The sequence below is a fragment of the Streptococcus mitis genome (genome assembly GCF_946190285.1).
Classification (GTDB): Bacteria; Bacillota; Bacilli; order Lactobacillales; family Streptococcaceae; genus Streptococcus; species Streptococcus mitis_CP.
In genome coordinates this window covers 669,736-683,991 of sequence record NZ_CAMHZX010000001.1, presented here as the reverse complement: position 1 = coordinate 683,991, position 14,256 = coordinate 669,736, and the positions used below count along the sequence as shown (strand labels likewise).

Here is a 14,256-nt window from a genome sequence, read left to right as displayed (position 1 = left end):
ATAATGAGTCAAAAGATTATTGGGATTGACCTTGGTGGAACTTCTATCAAATTTGCAATTTTAACTCAAGAGGGAGAAATCCAAGAAAAATGGTCTATCAAGACAAATATTTTGGATGAAGGAAGCCACATTGTAGATGATATGATTGAGTCTATTCAGCATCGTTTGGACTTGCTTGGATTGGCAGCAGCGGACTTCCAAGGAATTGGGATGGGATCACCAGGTGTGGTTGACCGTGAAAAAGGGACTGTTATTGGTGCCTACAACCTCAACTGGAAAACCCTTCAACCAATTAAAGAAAAGATTGAAAAAGCCTTGGGCATTCCGTTTTTCATCGATAATGATGCCAACGTGGCCGCTCTCGGTGAGCGCTGGATGGGTGCTGGTGATAACCAACCAGATGTTGTCTTTATGACACTCGGAACTGGTGTTGGTGGCGGTATCGTTGCAGAAGGTAAATTGCTTCACGGTGTTGCTGGTGCAGCAGGTGAGCTTGGCCACATCACTGTTGACTTTGACCAACCAATCGCATGTACCTGCGGTAAGAAAGGTTGCCTTGAGACAGTTGCTTCAGCAACAGGAATTGTCAACTTGACTCGTCGTTATGCCGATGAATACGAAGGCGATGCAGCCTTGAAACGTTTGATTGATAACGGAGAAGAAGTAACTGCTAAGACTGTCTTTGATTTGGCAAAAGAAGGAGACGACCTTGCTTTGATCGTTTACCGTAACTTCTCACGTTACTTGGGAATCGCTTGTGCTAACATTGGCTCAATCCTAAACCCATCAACAATCGTCATCGGTGGTGGTGTGTCAGCTGCAGGAGAATTCCTTCTACAAGGTGTTCAAAAAGTCTACGATGAAAATACCTTCCCACAAGTACGCACAACTACTAAATTAGCTCTTGCAACTCTAGGAAATGACGCTGGAGTTATCGGAGCAGCATCACTTGTATTGCAATAAGATAGAAAAAGGAGAAAATTGCTTTCCAGAAGCGAGTGATTTTCCTCCTTTCTTTTTTTATGCTATACTAGTTAGGACAATAAATGAGGTGAGAGAGAATGACAAAAGCAGATACGATTTTTAAAGAGAATATTGAACGAATCCTCAAAGACGGTGTCTTTTCTGAACAAGCCCGTCCCAAGTACAAGGATGGGACAGTTGCCAACTCCAAATACGTAACGGGTGCCTTTGCAGAGTATGACTTGGCAAAAGGGGAATTTCCTATCACAACCTTGCGTCCTATCGCTATTAAATCCGCCATCAAGGAAGTGCTCTGGATTTACCAAGACCAGTCTAATAGCCTAGAAGTTCTCAATGACAAGTACAATGTTCACTACTGGAATGACTGGGAAGTGGGAGATACAGGAACCATTGGTGAGCGCTATGGTGCCGTTGTTAAGAAACACGATATTATCAATAAGCTTCTCAAACAGTTGGAAGCCAACCCTTGGAACCGCCGAAACATCATCTCCCTTTGGGATTACCAAGCTTTTGAGGAGACAGAGGGCCTCCTTCCATGTGCCTTTCAGACCATGTTTGATGTCCGCCGTGTAGATGGGGAAATCTATCTGGATGCGACCTTGACCCAGCGTTCGAATGACATGTTGGTGGCCCACCACATCAATGCTATGCAGTATGTGGCTCTTCAAATGATGATTGCCAAGCATTTTGGCTGGAAGGTTGGAAAGTTCTTCTACTTTATCAACAACCTCCATATCTATGACAATCAATTTGAACAAGCTCAGGAATTGCTTCGTCGTGAGCCGTCAAACTGCCAACCTCGTTTGGTCTTGAATGTACCAGATGGGACCAATTTCTTTGATATCAAAGCAGAAGATTTTGAGTTGGTGGATTATGACCCTGTCAAGCCACAGTTGAAGTTTGACCTAGCTATTTAAAAGAATAGAAAAAAGAAGTTGAGACAATGAATCCCAACTTCTTTTGTTCTTAACGTGATACGCGGCGGCGAGCTGCTTTTTTACGGTTTTCTTCGATGAAAGCTGCTTTTTGCTCTTCTGGTTCGATCACTTTCTTTTTAAATGCGTATACTGCACCTGCAACTGCAGCGACAGTTCCTGCGACACCTGTTACAAGACCTTTAGCGAATCCTTTAGCCATGAGTCTTCCTCCTTTATATTCTATACCAGCCAGCCTCCTCAAGAGGTCACATTTTTCTGACTGACCTTTTTGTGTTATAATAATAGTAACGAAAAAATGGGAATTTTTCAAGGAAAAAAGATGAAAACAAAAATAATTGTGATTGTTGGACCGACTGCTGTTGGAAAAACAGCTCTTGCTATTGAAGTGGCCAAGCGTTTTAATGGCGAAGTGGTTAGTGGAGATAGCCAACAAGTCTATCGAGGACTTGATATTGGGACGGCCAAAGCTAGTCAAGAAGAGCAGGCAGCTGTTCCCCATCATTTAATCGATGTTAGAGAGGTAACCGAGTCTTACTCGGCTTTTGATTTTGTTTCAGAAGCTAAGATGGCTATTGAGGATATTCACAGCCGTGGCAAGCTAGCCATTATCGCCGGTGGGACTGGGCTTTATATCCAGAGCTTGCTTGAAGGCTACCACCTGGGTGGGGAGACTCCTCATGAGGAAATTTTGGCCTATCGGGCTAGTTTGGATCCTTATACAGATGAGGAATTAGCCCATTTGGTGGAGCAAGCAGACCTTGAGATTCCCCAGTTTAATCGTCGTCGTGCTATGCGTGCCTTGGAAATTGCCCATTTTGGTCAGGATTTGGAAAATCAAGAGACCTTGTATGAACCACTGATTATCTGCTTGGATGATGAACGCAGTCAGCTTTATGAACGCATCAACCACCGAGTGGATTTGATGTTCGAGGCTGGGCTTTTGGATGAAGCCAAATGGCTTTTTGACCATTATCCAGATGTGCAGGCTGCTAAAGGGATTGGATACAAGGAACTCTTTCCTTACTTCCGTGGAGAGCAGACCTTGGAAGAAGTCAGTGAGAGTCTCAAACAGGCGACTCGTCGTTTTGCCAAGCGTCAGTTGACCTGGTTCCGTAATCGTATGCAGGTCGCCTTTTATCAGATTGGAGAAACTGGTGTAAAAGATTGCATTTTAAGCCAGATAGAGGAGTTTTTAGATGATTGAAACGGAGAAAAAAGAGGAGCGAGTCCTGCTGATTGGTGTGGAATTGCAGGGCATGGACAATTTTGACCTCTCCATGAAAGAATTGGCCAGTCTAGCTAAGACAGCTGGGGCAGTCGTTGTAGATATCTACAGACAAAAACGTGAAAAATATGATTCCAAGACCTTCGTCGGCTCTGGTAAGTTGGAAGAGATTGCGCTCATGGTGGATGCAGAAGAAATCACCACTGTCATCGTCAACAACCGTCTGACCCCAAGGCAAAATGTCAATCTAGAAGAAGTTCTCAGTGTTAAGGTCATTGACCGTATGCAGTTGATTTTGGATATCTTTGCCATGCGAGCTCGAAGCCATGAAGGGAAACTCCAAGTCCACCTAGCCCAGCTAAAATATCTCTTGCCCCGCTTGGTTGGTCAGGGAATTATGCTCAGCCGTCAGGCAGGGGGAATTGGTTCCCGTGGACCTGGTGAAAGTCAGCTGGAGCTGAACCGTCGTAGCGTTCGCAATCAAATCACGGATATCGAGCGCCAGCTCAAGGTGGTTGAGAAAAATCGGGCGACTGTCAGAGAAAAACGTCTGGAGTCAAGCACCTTTAAGATTGGTTTGATTGGTTACACCAATGCTGGAAAATCAACCATCATGAACACCTTGACCAGTAAGACTCAGTATGAAGCGGACGAACTCTTTGCGACTCTAGATGCAACGACTAAGAGTATCCACCTGGGGGGAAACCTCCAAGTGACTTTAACTGATACTGTTGGCTTTATCCAAGATTTGCCGACAGAGTTGGTGTCTAGTTTCAAGTCAACCTTGGAAGAAAGCAAGCATGTAGACCTTCTGGTTCATGTTATCGATGCCAGCAATCCTTACCACGAGGAGCATGAAAAAACAGTCCTGTCCATTATGAAAGACTTGGATATGGAAGATATTCCTCGACTGACTCTTTATAATAAGGCGGATTTGGTGGAGAATTTCACGCCTACCCAAACGCCATACGCCCTCATTTCTGCAAAGTCTGAGGATAGTCGTGAAAACTTGCAGGCTTTGTTTTTAGAGAAAATCAAGGAGATTTTTGAAGCCTTTACCCTGCGCGTGCCTTTTTCAAAATCCTACAAGATTCATGATTTGGAAAGTGTAGCGATTCTGGAAGATCGTGACTACCAAGATGATGGAGAAGTTATTACAGGCTACATTTCCGAGAAAAATAAATGGAGGTTAGAAGAATTTTATGACTGATATCAAAACCTTGGCTCTAAAATATGGGGGCTATACAAGTCTGGATAAGGTCTATCTGGATCAACTTCTAGCTGGTAAAACAAAGCAGGAGCAGTTGGCACTTATCACACCTCCGCCCAGCGTTGTCAATGCCTATTTTGCAGAACTCTACCAGAAAAAAAGTCCTGAGGCTGCGACGGATTATTTTGCAGAACTTAGTCAGGAACTGAATCTCTACAATGCTGAGCCAAGTTTCACTCTCGAAAACAAGCCTTTTATTCGTCTTAACCTATCTGGTAAATCCTTTGGTTTTTGCTATGAGAGCGAGGGTCTGGGTCGAATTTTCTCTGAAAATAAAGAGATTATTTCAGAAGACTTGCTTTTTGAAATTGCGCAAATTTTCCCACATCAGCTAGTCTTTGAGGAGTCTGGCAAGATTTACATGAAGGCTGTCGGGGACGAGGAAGTTGTTAGCGTGGAGAGTCTTACAGCTTTGACTGATTTGGAAAACTTGGCGGATGGTCGTAAACGTCTCAAAGGCTACAGCCAAGAGGATTTACTGCAAGAAGCTGCTGCTTTTTCTGGCAAGCGCTATTTCCGATCGGAAAATCGCACGGCCATGTTATATATTGATTAATTAGAAAGTATCGAATGGATATTCAATTTTTAGGAACAGGGGCTGGTCAGCCCTCTAAAGCCCGCAACGTTTCAAGTCTCGCCCTGAAACTTTTGGATGAGATTAACGAAGTTTGGCTCTTTGACTGTGGAGAAGGAACACAAAATCGCATTCTGGAAACCACAATTCGACCACGCAAGGTCAGCAAAATCTTTATCACTCACCTGCATGGAGACCACATATTTGGCCTGCCAGGATTCCTTTCTAGCCGTGCATTTCAAGCCAATGAAGAGCAGACAGATTTGGAAATCTATGGACCTCAAGGGATCAAGTCATTTGTCTTAACCAGTCTTCGTGTGTCAGGTTCTCGTTTACCCTACCGTATTCATTTTCATGAGTTTGACCAAGATTCTCTAGGAAAAATCCTTGAGACCGATAAATTCACGGTGTATGCAGAGGAGTTGGACCACACTATTTTCTGCGTTGGCTATCGTGTCATGCAAAAGGACCTAGAAGGTACCTTGGATGCTGAAAAGCTCAAGGCTGCTGGCGTCCCATTTGGCCCACTTTTTGGAAAAATCAAAAATGGTCAGGACGTAGTTCTCGAAGATGGGACTGAAATCAAGGCAGCAGACTATATCTCAGCTCCACGTCCAGGTAAAATTATCACTATTTTAGGAGACACTAGAAAAACGGATGCCAGTGTTCGTCTGGCTGTCAATGCCGATGTCTTGGTTCATGAGTCCACTTATGGCAAGGGCGATGAAAAAATCGCCCGTAATCATGGCCACTCAACTAATATGCAGGCAGCGGAGGTCGCAGTAGAAGCAGGTGCCAAACGACTCCTGCTCAACCATATCAGTGCCCGTTTCCTCTCAAAAGATATCAGCAAACTCAAGAAAGACGCTGCTAGTGTCTTTGAAAATGTCCATGTGGTCAAAGACTTGGAAGAAGTGGAAATCTAACAGATTGAGAAAGGATAAGTATGCGTACTATTCTGATTACCGGAGCTAGAGGAGGTCTAGCCCAAGAAATGGTCAAACTTTTACCAGAAGACCAGCTCATCTTGCTTGGTAGAAATAAAGCGAAATTAGCTCAACTCTACGGAAATCATCCCCATGCCGAATTGATTGAAATAGACATTACCGATGATTCAGCCTTAGAATCTCTGGTAACTGATCTCTATCTCCGCTATGGCAAGATTGATGTTTTGATTAATAACGCTGGCTACGGGATTTTTGAGGAATTTGACCAGATTTCTGACCAAGATATTCACCAGATGTTCGAGGTCAATACCTTTGCTTTGATGAATCTGTCTCGTCGCCTTGCTGCTCGTATGAAGGAAAGCCGAAAAGGCCATATCATCAACATCGTCAGCATGGCAGGTTTGATTGCTACTGGCAAGTCCAGTCTCTACTCAGCTACCAAGTTTGTAGCTATTGGGTTTTCAAATGCTCTTCGCCTCGAACTCATGCCCTATGGAATCTATGTGACAACAGTCAATCCAGGTCCAATCCGAACAGGATTTTTCGACCAAGCCGACCCAGATGGAACCTATCTCAAGTCGGTTGAACGCTTTCTGTTGAAACCAGATGCAGTGGCTAAAAAGATTGTCAAGATTATAGGAAAAAATAAACGAGAACTCAATCTCCCGATGTTGTTGAACCTAGCCCATAAGTTTTATACTCTTTTTCCAAAGCTAGCTGATAAGCTGGCAGGGGAAACTTTTAATTATAAGTAAAAAGAACCAATGTGCAGGTTGTTGCTAGCCTACATATTGGTTCTTATCATTTCTCAACTATCAAACTGGACTTCTTCTAGTAGATAGTCGATAAAGCGTTCGCCCATCTTAGATAGGCTGGTTTTTTCATGCTGGATATAGACCAGCTCAATTGGATCATCAATATCCAGTGGGATAGAAACGATATTGTCTCCATTGAGATTACTGTTCAAAATCCCTGTCGCAATGGTATAACCATCCAAACCAATCAAGAGATTAAAGAGGGTAGCACGGTCGCTGACTACGATAGATTTCTTGTGGTGTTCTTGAGAAAGAATTTCTTCTGAAAAGTAGAAGGAGTTGTGCGTCCCTTGGTCATAGCTGAGGTAAGGGAAATTTTCCAAATCAGACAGTTTCACCTTGTCTTTCTTTGCCAGAGGGTTGGTCTTGCTGACAAAGATATGCGGTTGGGCGGTGAAGAGATGGTGAGCCAGCAGGTGATTGTCATCCAGCATCTTGGTTAAAACATCACGGTTGTAGCTGTTCAAAAATAGGACACCGACCTCACTACGGAAGTTCTTGACGTCGTCGATAATTTCCCAAGTCCGAGTTTCACGAAGGAAGAGCTCGTATTTTTCCATATCGCTTTTTTTGAGCAGAGAGACAAAGGCATTGACTACAAAAGCATAGTGTTGAGACGAAACGCTAAAGAGTTCACGGTGGGCGACAGGATTTTTATAGCGTTCCTCCAGAAGCTGAGTTTGCTCGACAACCTGACGGGCATAAGAGAGAAACTCCATCCCATCACGGGTTAAGGTGATACCCTTGGGATTGCGGATAAAGATCTCAATCCCCATTTCATTTTCCAAATCTCTCACAGCATTGGAAAGACTCGGCTGAGTGATAAAGAGTTGCTTTGCTGCCTCATTCATGGAGCCTGTTTCGACGATCTTGATAATATAATGTAATTGTTGAATTCTCATGTTTTTATTGTACCACACTTGCGTCAGAATCGCCAAGGAAGATAGGAAAATCAGGAGCTTTGTGTGAGTCTCTTCTTGAAAAAAACACAAAATTTTGCTAGAATGAGTCTTATGAAAACATTCTATGATGTGCAGCAATTCCTCAAACGATTTGGTATCATTGTTTACATGGGAAAACGCTTATATGATATTGAACTGATGAAGTTGGAACTCTCTCGGATTTACGATGCAGGATTGATGGACAAATTAGACTATCTAGAGGCAGAAGCGGTTCTTCGCAGAGAGCACAAGGTAGAATTGGATTATATTGAGAAAAATGGAGAAAAGAACTAATGGTTACTTGGATTTTGTGGGCACTTATACTGGCAATGTTGGCATGGATGGGCTTTAACTATCTTCGTATTCGCCGTGCGGCTAAAATTGTGGACAATGAGGAATTTGAAGCCTTGATTCGTACAGGTCAATTGATTGATTTGCGTGATCCAGCAGAATTCCACAGAAAACATATCCTTGGTGCCCGCAATATTCCTTCAAGTCAGTTGAAGACTAGTCTTGCAGCCCTGCGTAAAGACAAACCTGTCCTTCTCTACGAAAACCAACGTGCGCAACGAGTTACAAATGCAGCTCTTTACTTGAAAAAACAAGGCTTTTCTGAGATTTATATCCTTTCTTATGGCTTGGATTCTTGGAAAGGGAAAGTGAAGACTAGCTAATCTTATTTCCAAATTAGTCGAATGATAGGATGAAGCTATTGTTTTATAGTATAATTAATTTGTATAAAATTTAAGGAGTTCTTAGAACATGAAAGAAAAGAAGAAAAATCCACTTTTTGTGGGCATCTTGTCGATTATTCTTGGTTTGTTATTTCCGTTGGGAGGTATTGGTTTAGGTATTACCAGTTTATTGTATGCTAACTCACTTCAAAAAGAATCTGGACTAGACTATAAAACAGAAAAAATTATAGCTATTGTAGGGATTGTAGTTTCCGTAATTAATTGGGTTTTAGGATTGATTCTTTTTATGAATTAAGTAGTGTAAAACAAAAAAGCTTTATTTGAAAGCTTTTTTGTTTTATCCACTTTTCTCTAAGTAGTTTTTAATGATTTTCAATTCCTCTTGGTTCAAGGGACGGTATTGACCTTCTGCTAGTTCTGGGTCTAATGTAAACTCACCGAACTGAATTCGTTTGAGTGAGGTCACCTTGACACCAACCGAGAGAAACATTTTCTTAACCTGATGAAATTTTCCTTCTGAAATGGTGATAGAAGCTTGACTGAGGGAAGGACTTGCAGATAGAATCTCTAGTCTTGCAGGTTTACAGACAGTGCCATCTAAAAAGACAATTCCCTTTTGAAAGGCTTGGATATGGTCAGGTGTCAGAAGTCCATTAACCTCAACCTGATAAGTTTTATCGACATGATATTGGGGATGGAGGAGCTGAAAGCCCAAAGGACCGTTATCAGTCAAGAGGAGGAGTCCTGTCGTATCTCGGTCCAGTCGGCCGACGGCATAGAGCATGTCAGACTGGATGTCAGGCGGAAGGAGGTCCATGACGGTTGGAAGTTCCCTGTCTTTATTGGCTGTAACGACACCAGTAGGTTTATGAAGCATAAGATAGGTGTGTTCATAGCCTTGAATGATTCAACCCTGAAAAAGGAGTTCTTGTAGCCCTGTATCGATATTTTGAGCTAGGGAGCGGGCTGGGCAACCATCGACTAGAATTTCCCCTTTGAGTAAGGCTTGTTTCATGGCTTTTCGGCTGATTTTTTCTTGGGCTAATAAATTATCTAAACGCATACTGTGCCTATCTTATCATAAGTCGCTTGCTTTGAAAAGGCTTGACGTGAAAAGAAAAGCACAGTGAAAACATTTACACTTGCTTGAGTTATGTTATTTACCTGAAATTATGGTATAATCGTTCAGTTAGAAAATAAATTTTGAGTATTATAGAGGAAATCATGACAAAATTAAGAGAAGATATCCGTAACATTGCGATTATCGCCCACGTTGACCACGGTAAAACAACCCTTGTTGACGAATTATTGAAACAATCAGAAACGCTTGATGCACGTACTGAATTGGCTGAGCGTGCTATGGACTCAAACGATATCGAAAAAGAGCGTGGAATTACCATCCTTGCTAAAAATACAGCCGTTGCCTATAACGGAACTCGTATCAATATCATGGACACACCAGGACACGCGGACTTCGGTGGAGAAGTTGAGCGTATCATGAAAATGGTTGACGGTGTTGTTTTGGTCGTAGATGCCTACGAAGGAACAATGCCACAGACTCGTTTTGTATTGAAAAAAGCCTTGGAACAAGACCTTGTCCCAATCGTGGTTGTTAACAAAATCGACAAACCATCAGCTCGCCCAGCTGAAGTAGTGGACGAAGTCTTGGAGCTTTTCATCGAGCTTGGTGCAGATGATGACCAGCTTGACTTCCCAGTGGTCTATGCTTCAGCAATCAACGGAACTTCTTCATTGTCAGATGACCCAGCTGACCAAGAAGCGACTATGGCGCCAATCTTTGACACAATTATCGACCATATCCCAGCTCCAGTAGACAACTCAGATGAGCCTTTGCAGTTCCAAGTGTCACTTTTGGACTACAATGACTTCGTTGGTCGTATCGGTATCGGTCGTGTCTTCCGTGGTACAGTTAAGGTTGGGGACCAAGTTACCCTTTCTAAACTTGACGGCACAACTAAAAACTTCCGTGTTACAAAACTCTTCGGTTTCTTTGGTTTGGAACGTCGTGAAATCCAAGAAGCTAAAGCGGGTGACTTGATTGCCGTTTCAGGTATGGAAGACATCTTTGTCGGCGAAACCATTACTCCGACAGACGCAATTGAAGCTCTTCCAATCCTACACATCGATGAGCCAACTCTTCAAATGACTTTCTTGGTCAACAACTCACCATTTGCTGGTAAAGAAGGTAAATGGGTGACTTCTCGTAAGGTGGAAGAACGCTTGCAGGCAGAATTGCAAACAGACGTTTCCCTTCGTGTTGACCCAACTGATTCACCAGATAAATGGACTGTTTCAGGACGTGGAGAATTGCACTTGTCAATCCTTATCGAAACAATGCGTCGTGAGGGATATGAACTTCAAGTATCTCGTCCAGAAGTTATCGTAAAAGAAATCGACGGTGTTAAATGTGAACCATTTGAACGTGTTCAAATCGACACTCCAGAAGAATACCAAGGATCTGTTATCCAAAGCCTTTCTGAACGTAAGGGTGAAATGTTGGATATGATTTCAACTGGTAATGGTCAAACTCGTTTGGTCTTCCTTGTTCCAGCGCGTGGGTTGATCGGTTATTCAACTGAGTTCTTGTCAATGACTCGTGGTTACGGTATCATGAACCATACCTTCGACCAATACTTGCCATTGATTCCAGGTGAAATTGGTGGTCGTCACCGTGGTGCCCTTGTTTCTATCGATGCTGGTAAGGCTACAACTTACTCAATCATGTCTATCGAAGAACGTGGTACGATCTTTGTCAACCCAGGTACTGAGGTTTATGAAGGAATGATCATCGGTGAAAACTCTCGTGAAAATGACTTGACAGTTAACATCACTAAGGCAAAACAAATGACCAACGTCCGTTCAGCTACTAAGGACCAAACAGCTGTGATCAAGACACCTCGTATCTTGACACTTGAAGAGTCTCTTGAGTTCTTGAACGACGATGAGTACATGGAAGTAACGCCTGAGTCTATCCGTTTGCGTAAACAAATCCTTAACAAGGCAGAGCGTGAGAAAGCTAACAAGAAGAAAAAATCAGCTGAATAAGAGCTAGAAAGAGATAAAGATGGTTTATTTAATCATAGGACTCCTCTTATTACTACTCTATGTATTTGCGACACCACAAAGCATTAAAGGGACAGTCAATATCGTCCTTGTCGTCTTTGCTTTCGTAGCACTTTTGATTTTGCTCATGCTGTCTGTTCTGCAAATCTTTCAGCTACCGACAGAATTCTTCATCGCAGTCGCCATGCTCTTCTTAGCATACTTTAGCTTGCGAGATATTACCCTTATGTCGGTCCATAAAAGTAAAAGAAGATAAAAAGAGAGTTTCGGCTCTCTTTTTGCTTGTTAGAATGCCCAATCTGAGCATTTTCGTTTAGAATTATTTCCATAAAAATGGTAAAATAGTAAGAGTAGAAATGGAGTTCGAGACATGAAAGTAATAGATCAATTTAAAAATAAGAAAGTCCTTGTTTTAGGTTTGGCCAAGTCTGGTGAATCTGCAGCTCGTTTGTTGGACAAGCTAGGTGCCATTGTGACAGTAAATGATGGGAAACCTTTCGAGGACAATCCAGCTGCCCAAAGTTTGTTGGAAGAAGGGATCAAGGTTATCACAGGTGGCCATCCTTTGGAACTCTTGGATGAAGAGTTTGCCCTTATGGTGAAAAATCCAGGTATCCCTTACAGCAATCCCATGATAGAAAAGGCTTTGGCCAAGGGTATTCCAGTCTTGACTGAGGTGGAATTGGCTTACTTAATTTCAGAAGCACCGATTGTTGGTATTACTGGTTCAAATGGAAAAACAACCACAACGACCATGATCGGGGAAGTTTTGACTGCTGCTGGGCAACATGGTCTCTTATCAGGAAATATCGGCTATCCTGCCAGTCAAGTGGCCCAAACTGCGACAGATAGGGACACTCTTGTCATGGAACTTTCTTCTTTCCAACTCATGGGTGTTCAAGAATTCCATCCTGAGATTGCGGTTATTACCAACCTCATGCCAACTCATATCGACTACCATGGTTCTTTTGAGGAGTATGTAGCAGCCAAGTGGAATATCCAGAACAAGATGACAGCAGATGATTTCCTTGTCTTGAACTTTAACCAAGACTTGGCAAAAGAATTGGCTAGCAAAACACAAGCCACTGTTGTACCATTTTCAACACTTGAAAAGGTTGATGGAGCTTATCTGGAAGATGGTCAACTCTACTTCCGTGGAGAAGTGGTCATGGCAGCTAGTGAAATCGGGGTTCCAGGTAGCCACAATGTGGAAAATGCCCTTGCGACTATTGCGGTTGCCAAGCTCCGTGGTGTGGATAACCAAACCATAAAGGAAACTCTTTCAGCTTTTGGTGGTGTCAAACACCGTCTCCAATTTGTGGATGAAATTCAGGGTGTGAAATTCTATAATGATAGCAAGTCAACCAATATCTTGGCTACTCAAAAAGCCTTGTCAGGATTTGACAACAGCAAGGTCATCTTGATTGCAGGTGGTTTGGACCGTGGTAATGAGTTTGACGAATTGGTGCCAGAAATTACTGGGCTCAAGAAGATGGTCATCCTTGGTCAGTCTGCAGAGCGTGTCAAACGGGCAGCGGATAAGGCTGGTGTCGCTTATGTGGATGCGACAGATATTGCTGATGCGACCCGCAAGGCCTATGAGCTTGCGACTCAAGGAGATGTGGTTCTTCTCAGTCCTGCCAATGCCAGCTGGGATATGTATGCTAACTTTGAAGTACGTGGCGACCTCTTTATCGACACAGTAGCGGAGTTAAAGGAATAATATGAAAAAAATTGTCTTTACAGGTGGGGGGACGGTTGGACACGTCACCCTTAATCTTTTGTTAATGCCCAAGTTTATCGAAGATGGCTGGGAAGTCCACTATATCGGGGACAAGCGTGGAATCGAACACCAAGAAATCCTTAAGTCAGGTCTAGATGTCACCTTCCATTCTATTGCGACTGGAAAATTGCGTCGTTATTTCTCTTGGCAAAATATGCTGGATGTCTTCAAAGTTGGTTGGGGAATTGTCCAATCGCTCTTTATCATGTTACGACTTCGTCCACAGGCTCTTTTTTCAAAGGGGGGCTTTGTCTCTGTACCGCCCGTTATCGCAGCGCGTGTGTCAGGAGTGCCGGTCTTTATTCACGAATCTGACCTGTCTATGGGCTTGGCCAATAAAATCGCTTATAAATTTGCGACGAAGATGTATTCAACCTTTGAGCAAGCTTCAAGTTTGGCTAAGGTCGAGCATGTGGGAGCAGTGACCAAGGTTTCAGACCAAAAAACTCCAGAACCGGATGAATTGGTGGATATTCAAACCCACTTTAATCCTAAATTGCCAACTGTATTGTTTGTTGGCGGTTCTGCAGGTGCTCGAGTCTTTAATCAATTGGTGACAGACCATAAGAAAGAATTGACAGAGCGCTATAATATTATCAATCTAACTGGAGATTCTAGTCTGAACGAGTTGAGCCAAAATCTCTTTCGTGTTGACTATGTGACCAATCTCTATCAACCTTTGATGGAATTGGCTGACATTGTTGTGACACGTGGTGGTGCCAATACGATTTTTGAGCTCTTGGCCATGGCAAAATTACATGTCATTGTGCCACTTGGTCGTGAGGCTAGTCGTGGTGACCAGATTGAAAATGCGGCTTACTTTGTTAAGAAAGGCTATGCAGAAGAGCTTCAAGAAAGCGATTTGACCTTGGATAGTTTGGAAGAGAAGCTTTCTCACTTACTAAGCCACAAGGAAGATTACCAAGCTAAGATGAAGGCTTCTAAGGAATTGAAATCTCTAGCAGATTTTTATGAATTATTGAAAAAAGATTTATCATAA

At 42.9% G+C, this 14,256-nt stretch carries 16 protein-coding genes and 1 pseudogene; 14 read left to right on the top strand and 3 right to left on the bottom strand.

Features of this window, described 5'->3' with window-relative positions:
* Window positions 1-3: 3 nt before the first annotated feature.
* Together N8L39_RS03350 and N8L39_RS03345 are read left to right on the top strand one after the other, a co-directional pair.
* A complete protein-coding gene (locus tag N8L39_RS03350) occupies window positions 4-963 on the top strand; it encodes an ROK family glucokinase (RefSeq protein WP_004256124.1) in 960 nt (319 codons plus the stop codon).
* A gap of 98 nt (window positions 964-1,061) precedes the next feature.
* On the top strand, window positions 1,062-1,901 hold the full coding sequence (locus tag N8L39_RS03345; RefSeq protein WP_261009693.1) for a thymidylate synthase: 840 nt from the start codon (window positions 1,062-1,064) through the stop codon (window positions 1,899-1,901).
* A 49-nt stretch (window positions 1,902-1,950) separates the two neighbouring features.
* Here the strand turns inward: N8L39_RS03345 and N8L39_RS03340 are convergent, their stop codons facing one another.
* On the bottom strand, window positions 1,951-2,121 hold the full coding sequence (locus tag N8L39_RS03340; RefSeq protein WP_001051780.1) for a DUF3042 family protein: 171 nt from the start codon (window positions 2,119-2,121) through the stop codon (window positions 1,951-1,953).
* A gap of 120 nt (window positions 2,122-2,241) precedes the next feature.
* Between N8L39_RS03340 and miaA the strand changes: the two genes are divergently transcribed.
* The 5 genes from miaA to N8L39_RS03315 are packed head-to-tail and all read left to right on the top strand — an operon-like array spanning window position 2,242 to window position 6,693.
* The gene (gene miaA, locus N8L39_RS03335; protein ID WP_261009694.1) at window positions 2,242-3,126 is read left to right on the top strand and encodes a tRNA (adenosine(37)-N6)-dimethylallyltransferase MiaA; all 885 of its coding nucleotides are present in this window, start codon (window positions 2,242-2,244) and stop codon (window positions 3,124-3,126) included.
* Window positions 3,119-4,357 (top strand): GTPase HflX, encoded by a 1,239-nt coding sequence (hflX, locus tag N8L39_RS03330; RefSeq protein ID WP_261009695.1) that lies wholly within the window; start codon window positions 3,119-3,121, stop codon window positions 4,355-4,357. Before miaA ends, hflX begins: the two co-directional genes overlap by 8 nt.
* Window positions 4,350-4,973, top strand: coding sequence for a cystathionine beta-lyase (locus N8L39_RS03325; RefSeq protein WP_261009696.1), 624 nt, complete (start codon window positions 4,350-4,352; stop codon window positions 4,971-4,973). Before hflX ends, N8L39_RS03325 begins: the two co-directional genes overlap by 8 nt.
* A 14-nt stretch (window positions 4,974-4,987) precedes the next feature.
* Window positions 4,988-5,917, top strand: a complete 930-nt coding sequence (rnz, locus tag N8L39_RS03320; RefSeq protein ID WP_000354339.1) for a ribonuclease Z — start codon at window positions 4,988-4,990, stop codon at window positions 5,915-5,917.
* Between the two features lie 20 nt (window positions 5,918-5,937).
* Window positions 5,938-6,693: an SDR family NAD(P)-dependent oxidoreductase gene (locus N8L39_RS03315; RefSeq protein ID WP_261009697.1), complete on the top strand. Its 756-nt coding sequence runs from the start codon at window positions 5,938-5,940 to the stop codon at window positions 6,691-6,693.
* 53 nt (window positions 6,694-6,746) lie between these two features.
* Here N8L39_RS03315 and N8L39_RS03310 read toward each other — a convergent pair whose 3' ends face one another.
* A complete protein-coding gene (locus N8L39_RS03310) occupies window positions 6,747-7,655 on the bottom strand; it encodes a LysR family transcriptional regulator (protein WP_001222592.1) in 909 nt (302 codons plus the stop codon).
* A 63-nt stretch (window positions 7,656-7,718) separates the two neighbouring features.
* Here N8L39_RS03310 and N8L39_RS03305 point away from each other — a divergent pair, with 63 nt between their 5' ends.
* The 3 genes from N8L39_RS03305 (at window position 7,719) to N8L39_RS03295 (ending at window position 8,684) form a co-directional block, all read left to right on the top strand.
* Window positions 7,719-7,988 carry a YqgQ family protein gene (locus N8L39_RS03305; protein ID WP_000051787.1) on the top strand — a complete coding sequence of 90 codons (270 nt, stop codon included), beginning with the start codon at window positions 7,719-7,721 and terminating at the stop codon, window positions 7,986-7,988.
* Entirely contained in the window at window positions 7,988-8,368 is a 381-nt protein-coding gene (locus N8L39_RS03300; RefSeq protein ID WP_000259256.1) for a rhodanese-like domain-containing protein, read from the top strand. Before N8L39_RS03305 ends, N8L39_RS03300 begins: the two co-directional genes overlap by 1 nt.
* Before the next feature lie 88 nt (window positions 8,369-8,456).
* Window positions 8,457-8,684 (top strand): hypothetical protein, encoded by a 228-nt coding sequence (locus N8L39_RS03295; RefSeq protein WP_000660081.1) that lies wholly within the window; start codon window positions 8,457-8,459, stop codon window positions 8,682-8,684.
* 42 nt (window positions 8,685-8,726) lie between these two features.
* Here N8L39_RS03295 and N8L39_RS03290 read toward each other — a convergent pair.
* Window positions 8,727-9,452 (bottom strand): annotated as a pseudogene (locus N8L39_RS03290) (16S rRNA pseudouridine(516) synthase).
* A gap of 161 nt (window positions 9,453-9,613) precedes the next feature.
* On the opposite strand from N8L39_RS03290, the gene typA reads away from it, so the two are divergent.
* The 4 genes from typA to N8L39_RS03270 all read left to right on the top strand — a co-directional run bounded on the left by typA (window position 9,614) and on the right by N8L39_RS03270 (window position 14,256).
* Complete coding sequence (typA, locus tag N8L39_RS03285; protein WP_000164108.1) at window positions 9,614-11,455, top strand: translational GTPase TypA; 1,842 nt, start codon at window positions 9,614-9,616, stop codon at window positions 11,453-11,455.
* 19 nt (window positions 11,456-11,474) lie between these two features.
* Complete coding sequence (locus tag N8L39_RS03280) at window positions 11,475-11,729, top strand: DUF3165 family protein (RefSeq protein WP_141230318.1); 255 nt, start codon at window positions 11,475-11,477, stop codon at window positions 11,727-11,729.
* Between the two features lie 114 nt (window positions 11,730-11,843).
* The gene (gene murD, locus N8L39_RS03275; RefSeq protein WP_261009698.1) at window positions 11,844-13,196 is read left to right on the top strand and encodes a UDP-N-acetylmuramoyl-L-alanine--D-glutamate ligase; all 1,353 of its coding nucleotides are present in this window, start codon (window positions 11,844-11,846) and stop codon (window positions 13,194-13,196) included.
* Between the two features lies 1 nt (window position 13,197).
* Entirely contained in the window at window positions 13,198-14,256 is a 1,059-nt protein-coding gene (locus N8L39_RS03270) for a UDP-N-acetylglucosamine--N-acetylmuramyl-(pentapeptide) pyrophosphoryl-undecaprenol N-acetylglucosamine transferase (protein WP_261009699.1), read from the top strand.

Bases quoted from the DNA above. Each gene is read 5' to 3' on its own strand.
- N8L39_RS03350 (WP_004256124.1), top strand. From the start codon at position 4: ATGAGTCAAAAGATTATTGGGATTGACCTTGGTGGAACTTCTATCAAA.
- N8L39_RS03345 (WP_261009693.1), top strand. From the start codon at position 1,062: ATGACAAAAGCAGATACGATTTTTAAAGAGAATATTGAACGAATCCTC.
- N8L39_RS03340 (WP_001051780.1), bottom strand. From the start codon at position 2,121: ATGGCTAAAGGATTCGCTAAAGGTCTTGTAACAGGTGTCGCAGGAACT.
- miaA (WP_261009694.1), top strand. From the start codon at position 2,242: ATGAAAACAAAAATAATTGTGATTGTTGGACCGACTGCTGTTGGAAAA.
- hflX (WP_261009695.1), top strand. From the start codon at position 3,119: ATGATTGAAACGGAGAAAAAAGAGGAGCGAGTCCTGCTGATTGGTGTG.
- N8L39_RS03325 (WP_261009696.1), top strand. From the start codon at position 4,350: ATGACTGATATCAAAACCTTGGCTCTAAAATATGGGGGCTATACAAGT.
- rnz (WP_000354339.1), top strand. From the start codon at position 4,988: ATGGATATTCAATTTTTAGGAACAGGGGCTGGTCAGCCCTCTAAAGCC.
- N8L39_RS03315 (WP_261009697.1), top strand. From the start codon at position 5,938: ATGCGTACTATTCTGATTACCGGAGCTAGAGGAGGTCTAGCCCAAGAA.
- N8L39_RS03310 (WP_001222592.1), bottom strand. From the start codon at position 7,655: ATGAGAATTCAACAATTACATTATATTATCAAGATCGTCGAAACAGGC.
- N8L39_RS03300 (WP_000259256.1), top strand. From the start codon at position 7,988: ATGGTTACTTGGATTTTGTGGGCACTTATACTGGCAATGTTGGCATGG.
- N8L39_RS03295 (WP_000660081.1), top strand. From the start codon at position 8,457: ATGAAAGAAAAGAAGAAAAATCCACTTTTTGTGGGCATCTTGTCGATT.
- typA (WP_000164108.1), top strand. From the start codon at position 9,614: ATGACAAAATTAAGAGAAGATATCCGTAACATTGCGATTATCGCCCAC.
- N8L39_RS03280 (WP_141230318.1), top strand. From the start codon at position 11,475: ATGGTTTATTTAATCATAGGACTCCTCTTATTACTACTCTATGTATTT.
- murD (WP_261009698.1), top strand. From the start codon at position 11,844: ATGAAAGTAATAGATCAATTTAAAAATAAGAAAGTCCTTGTTTTAGGT.
- N8L39_RS03270 (WP_261009699.1), top strand. From the start codon at position 13,198: ATGAAAAAAATTGTCTTTACAGGTGGGGGGACGGTTGGACACGTCACC.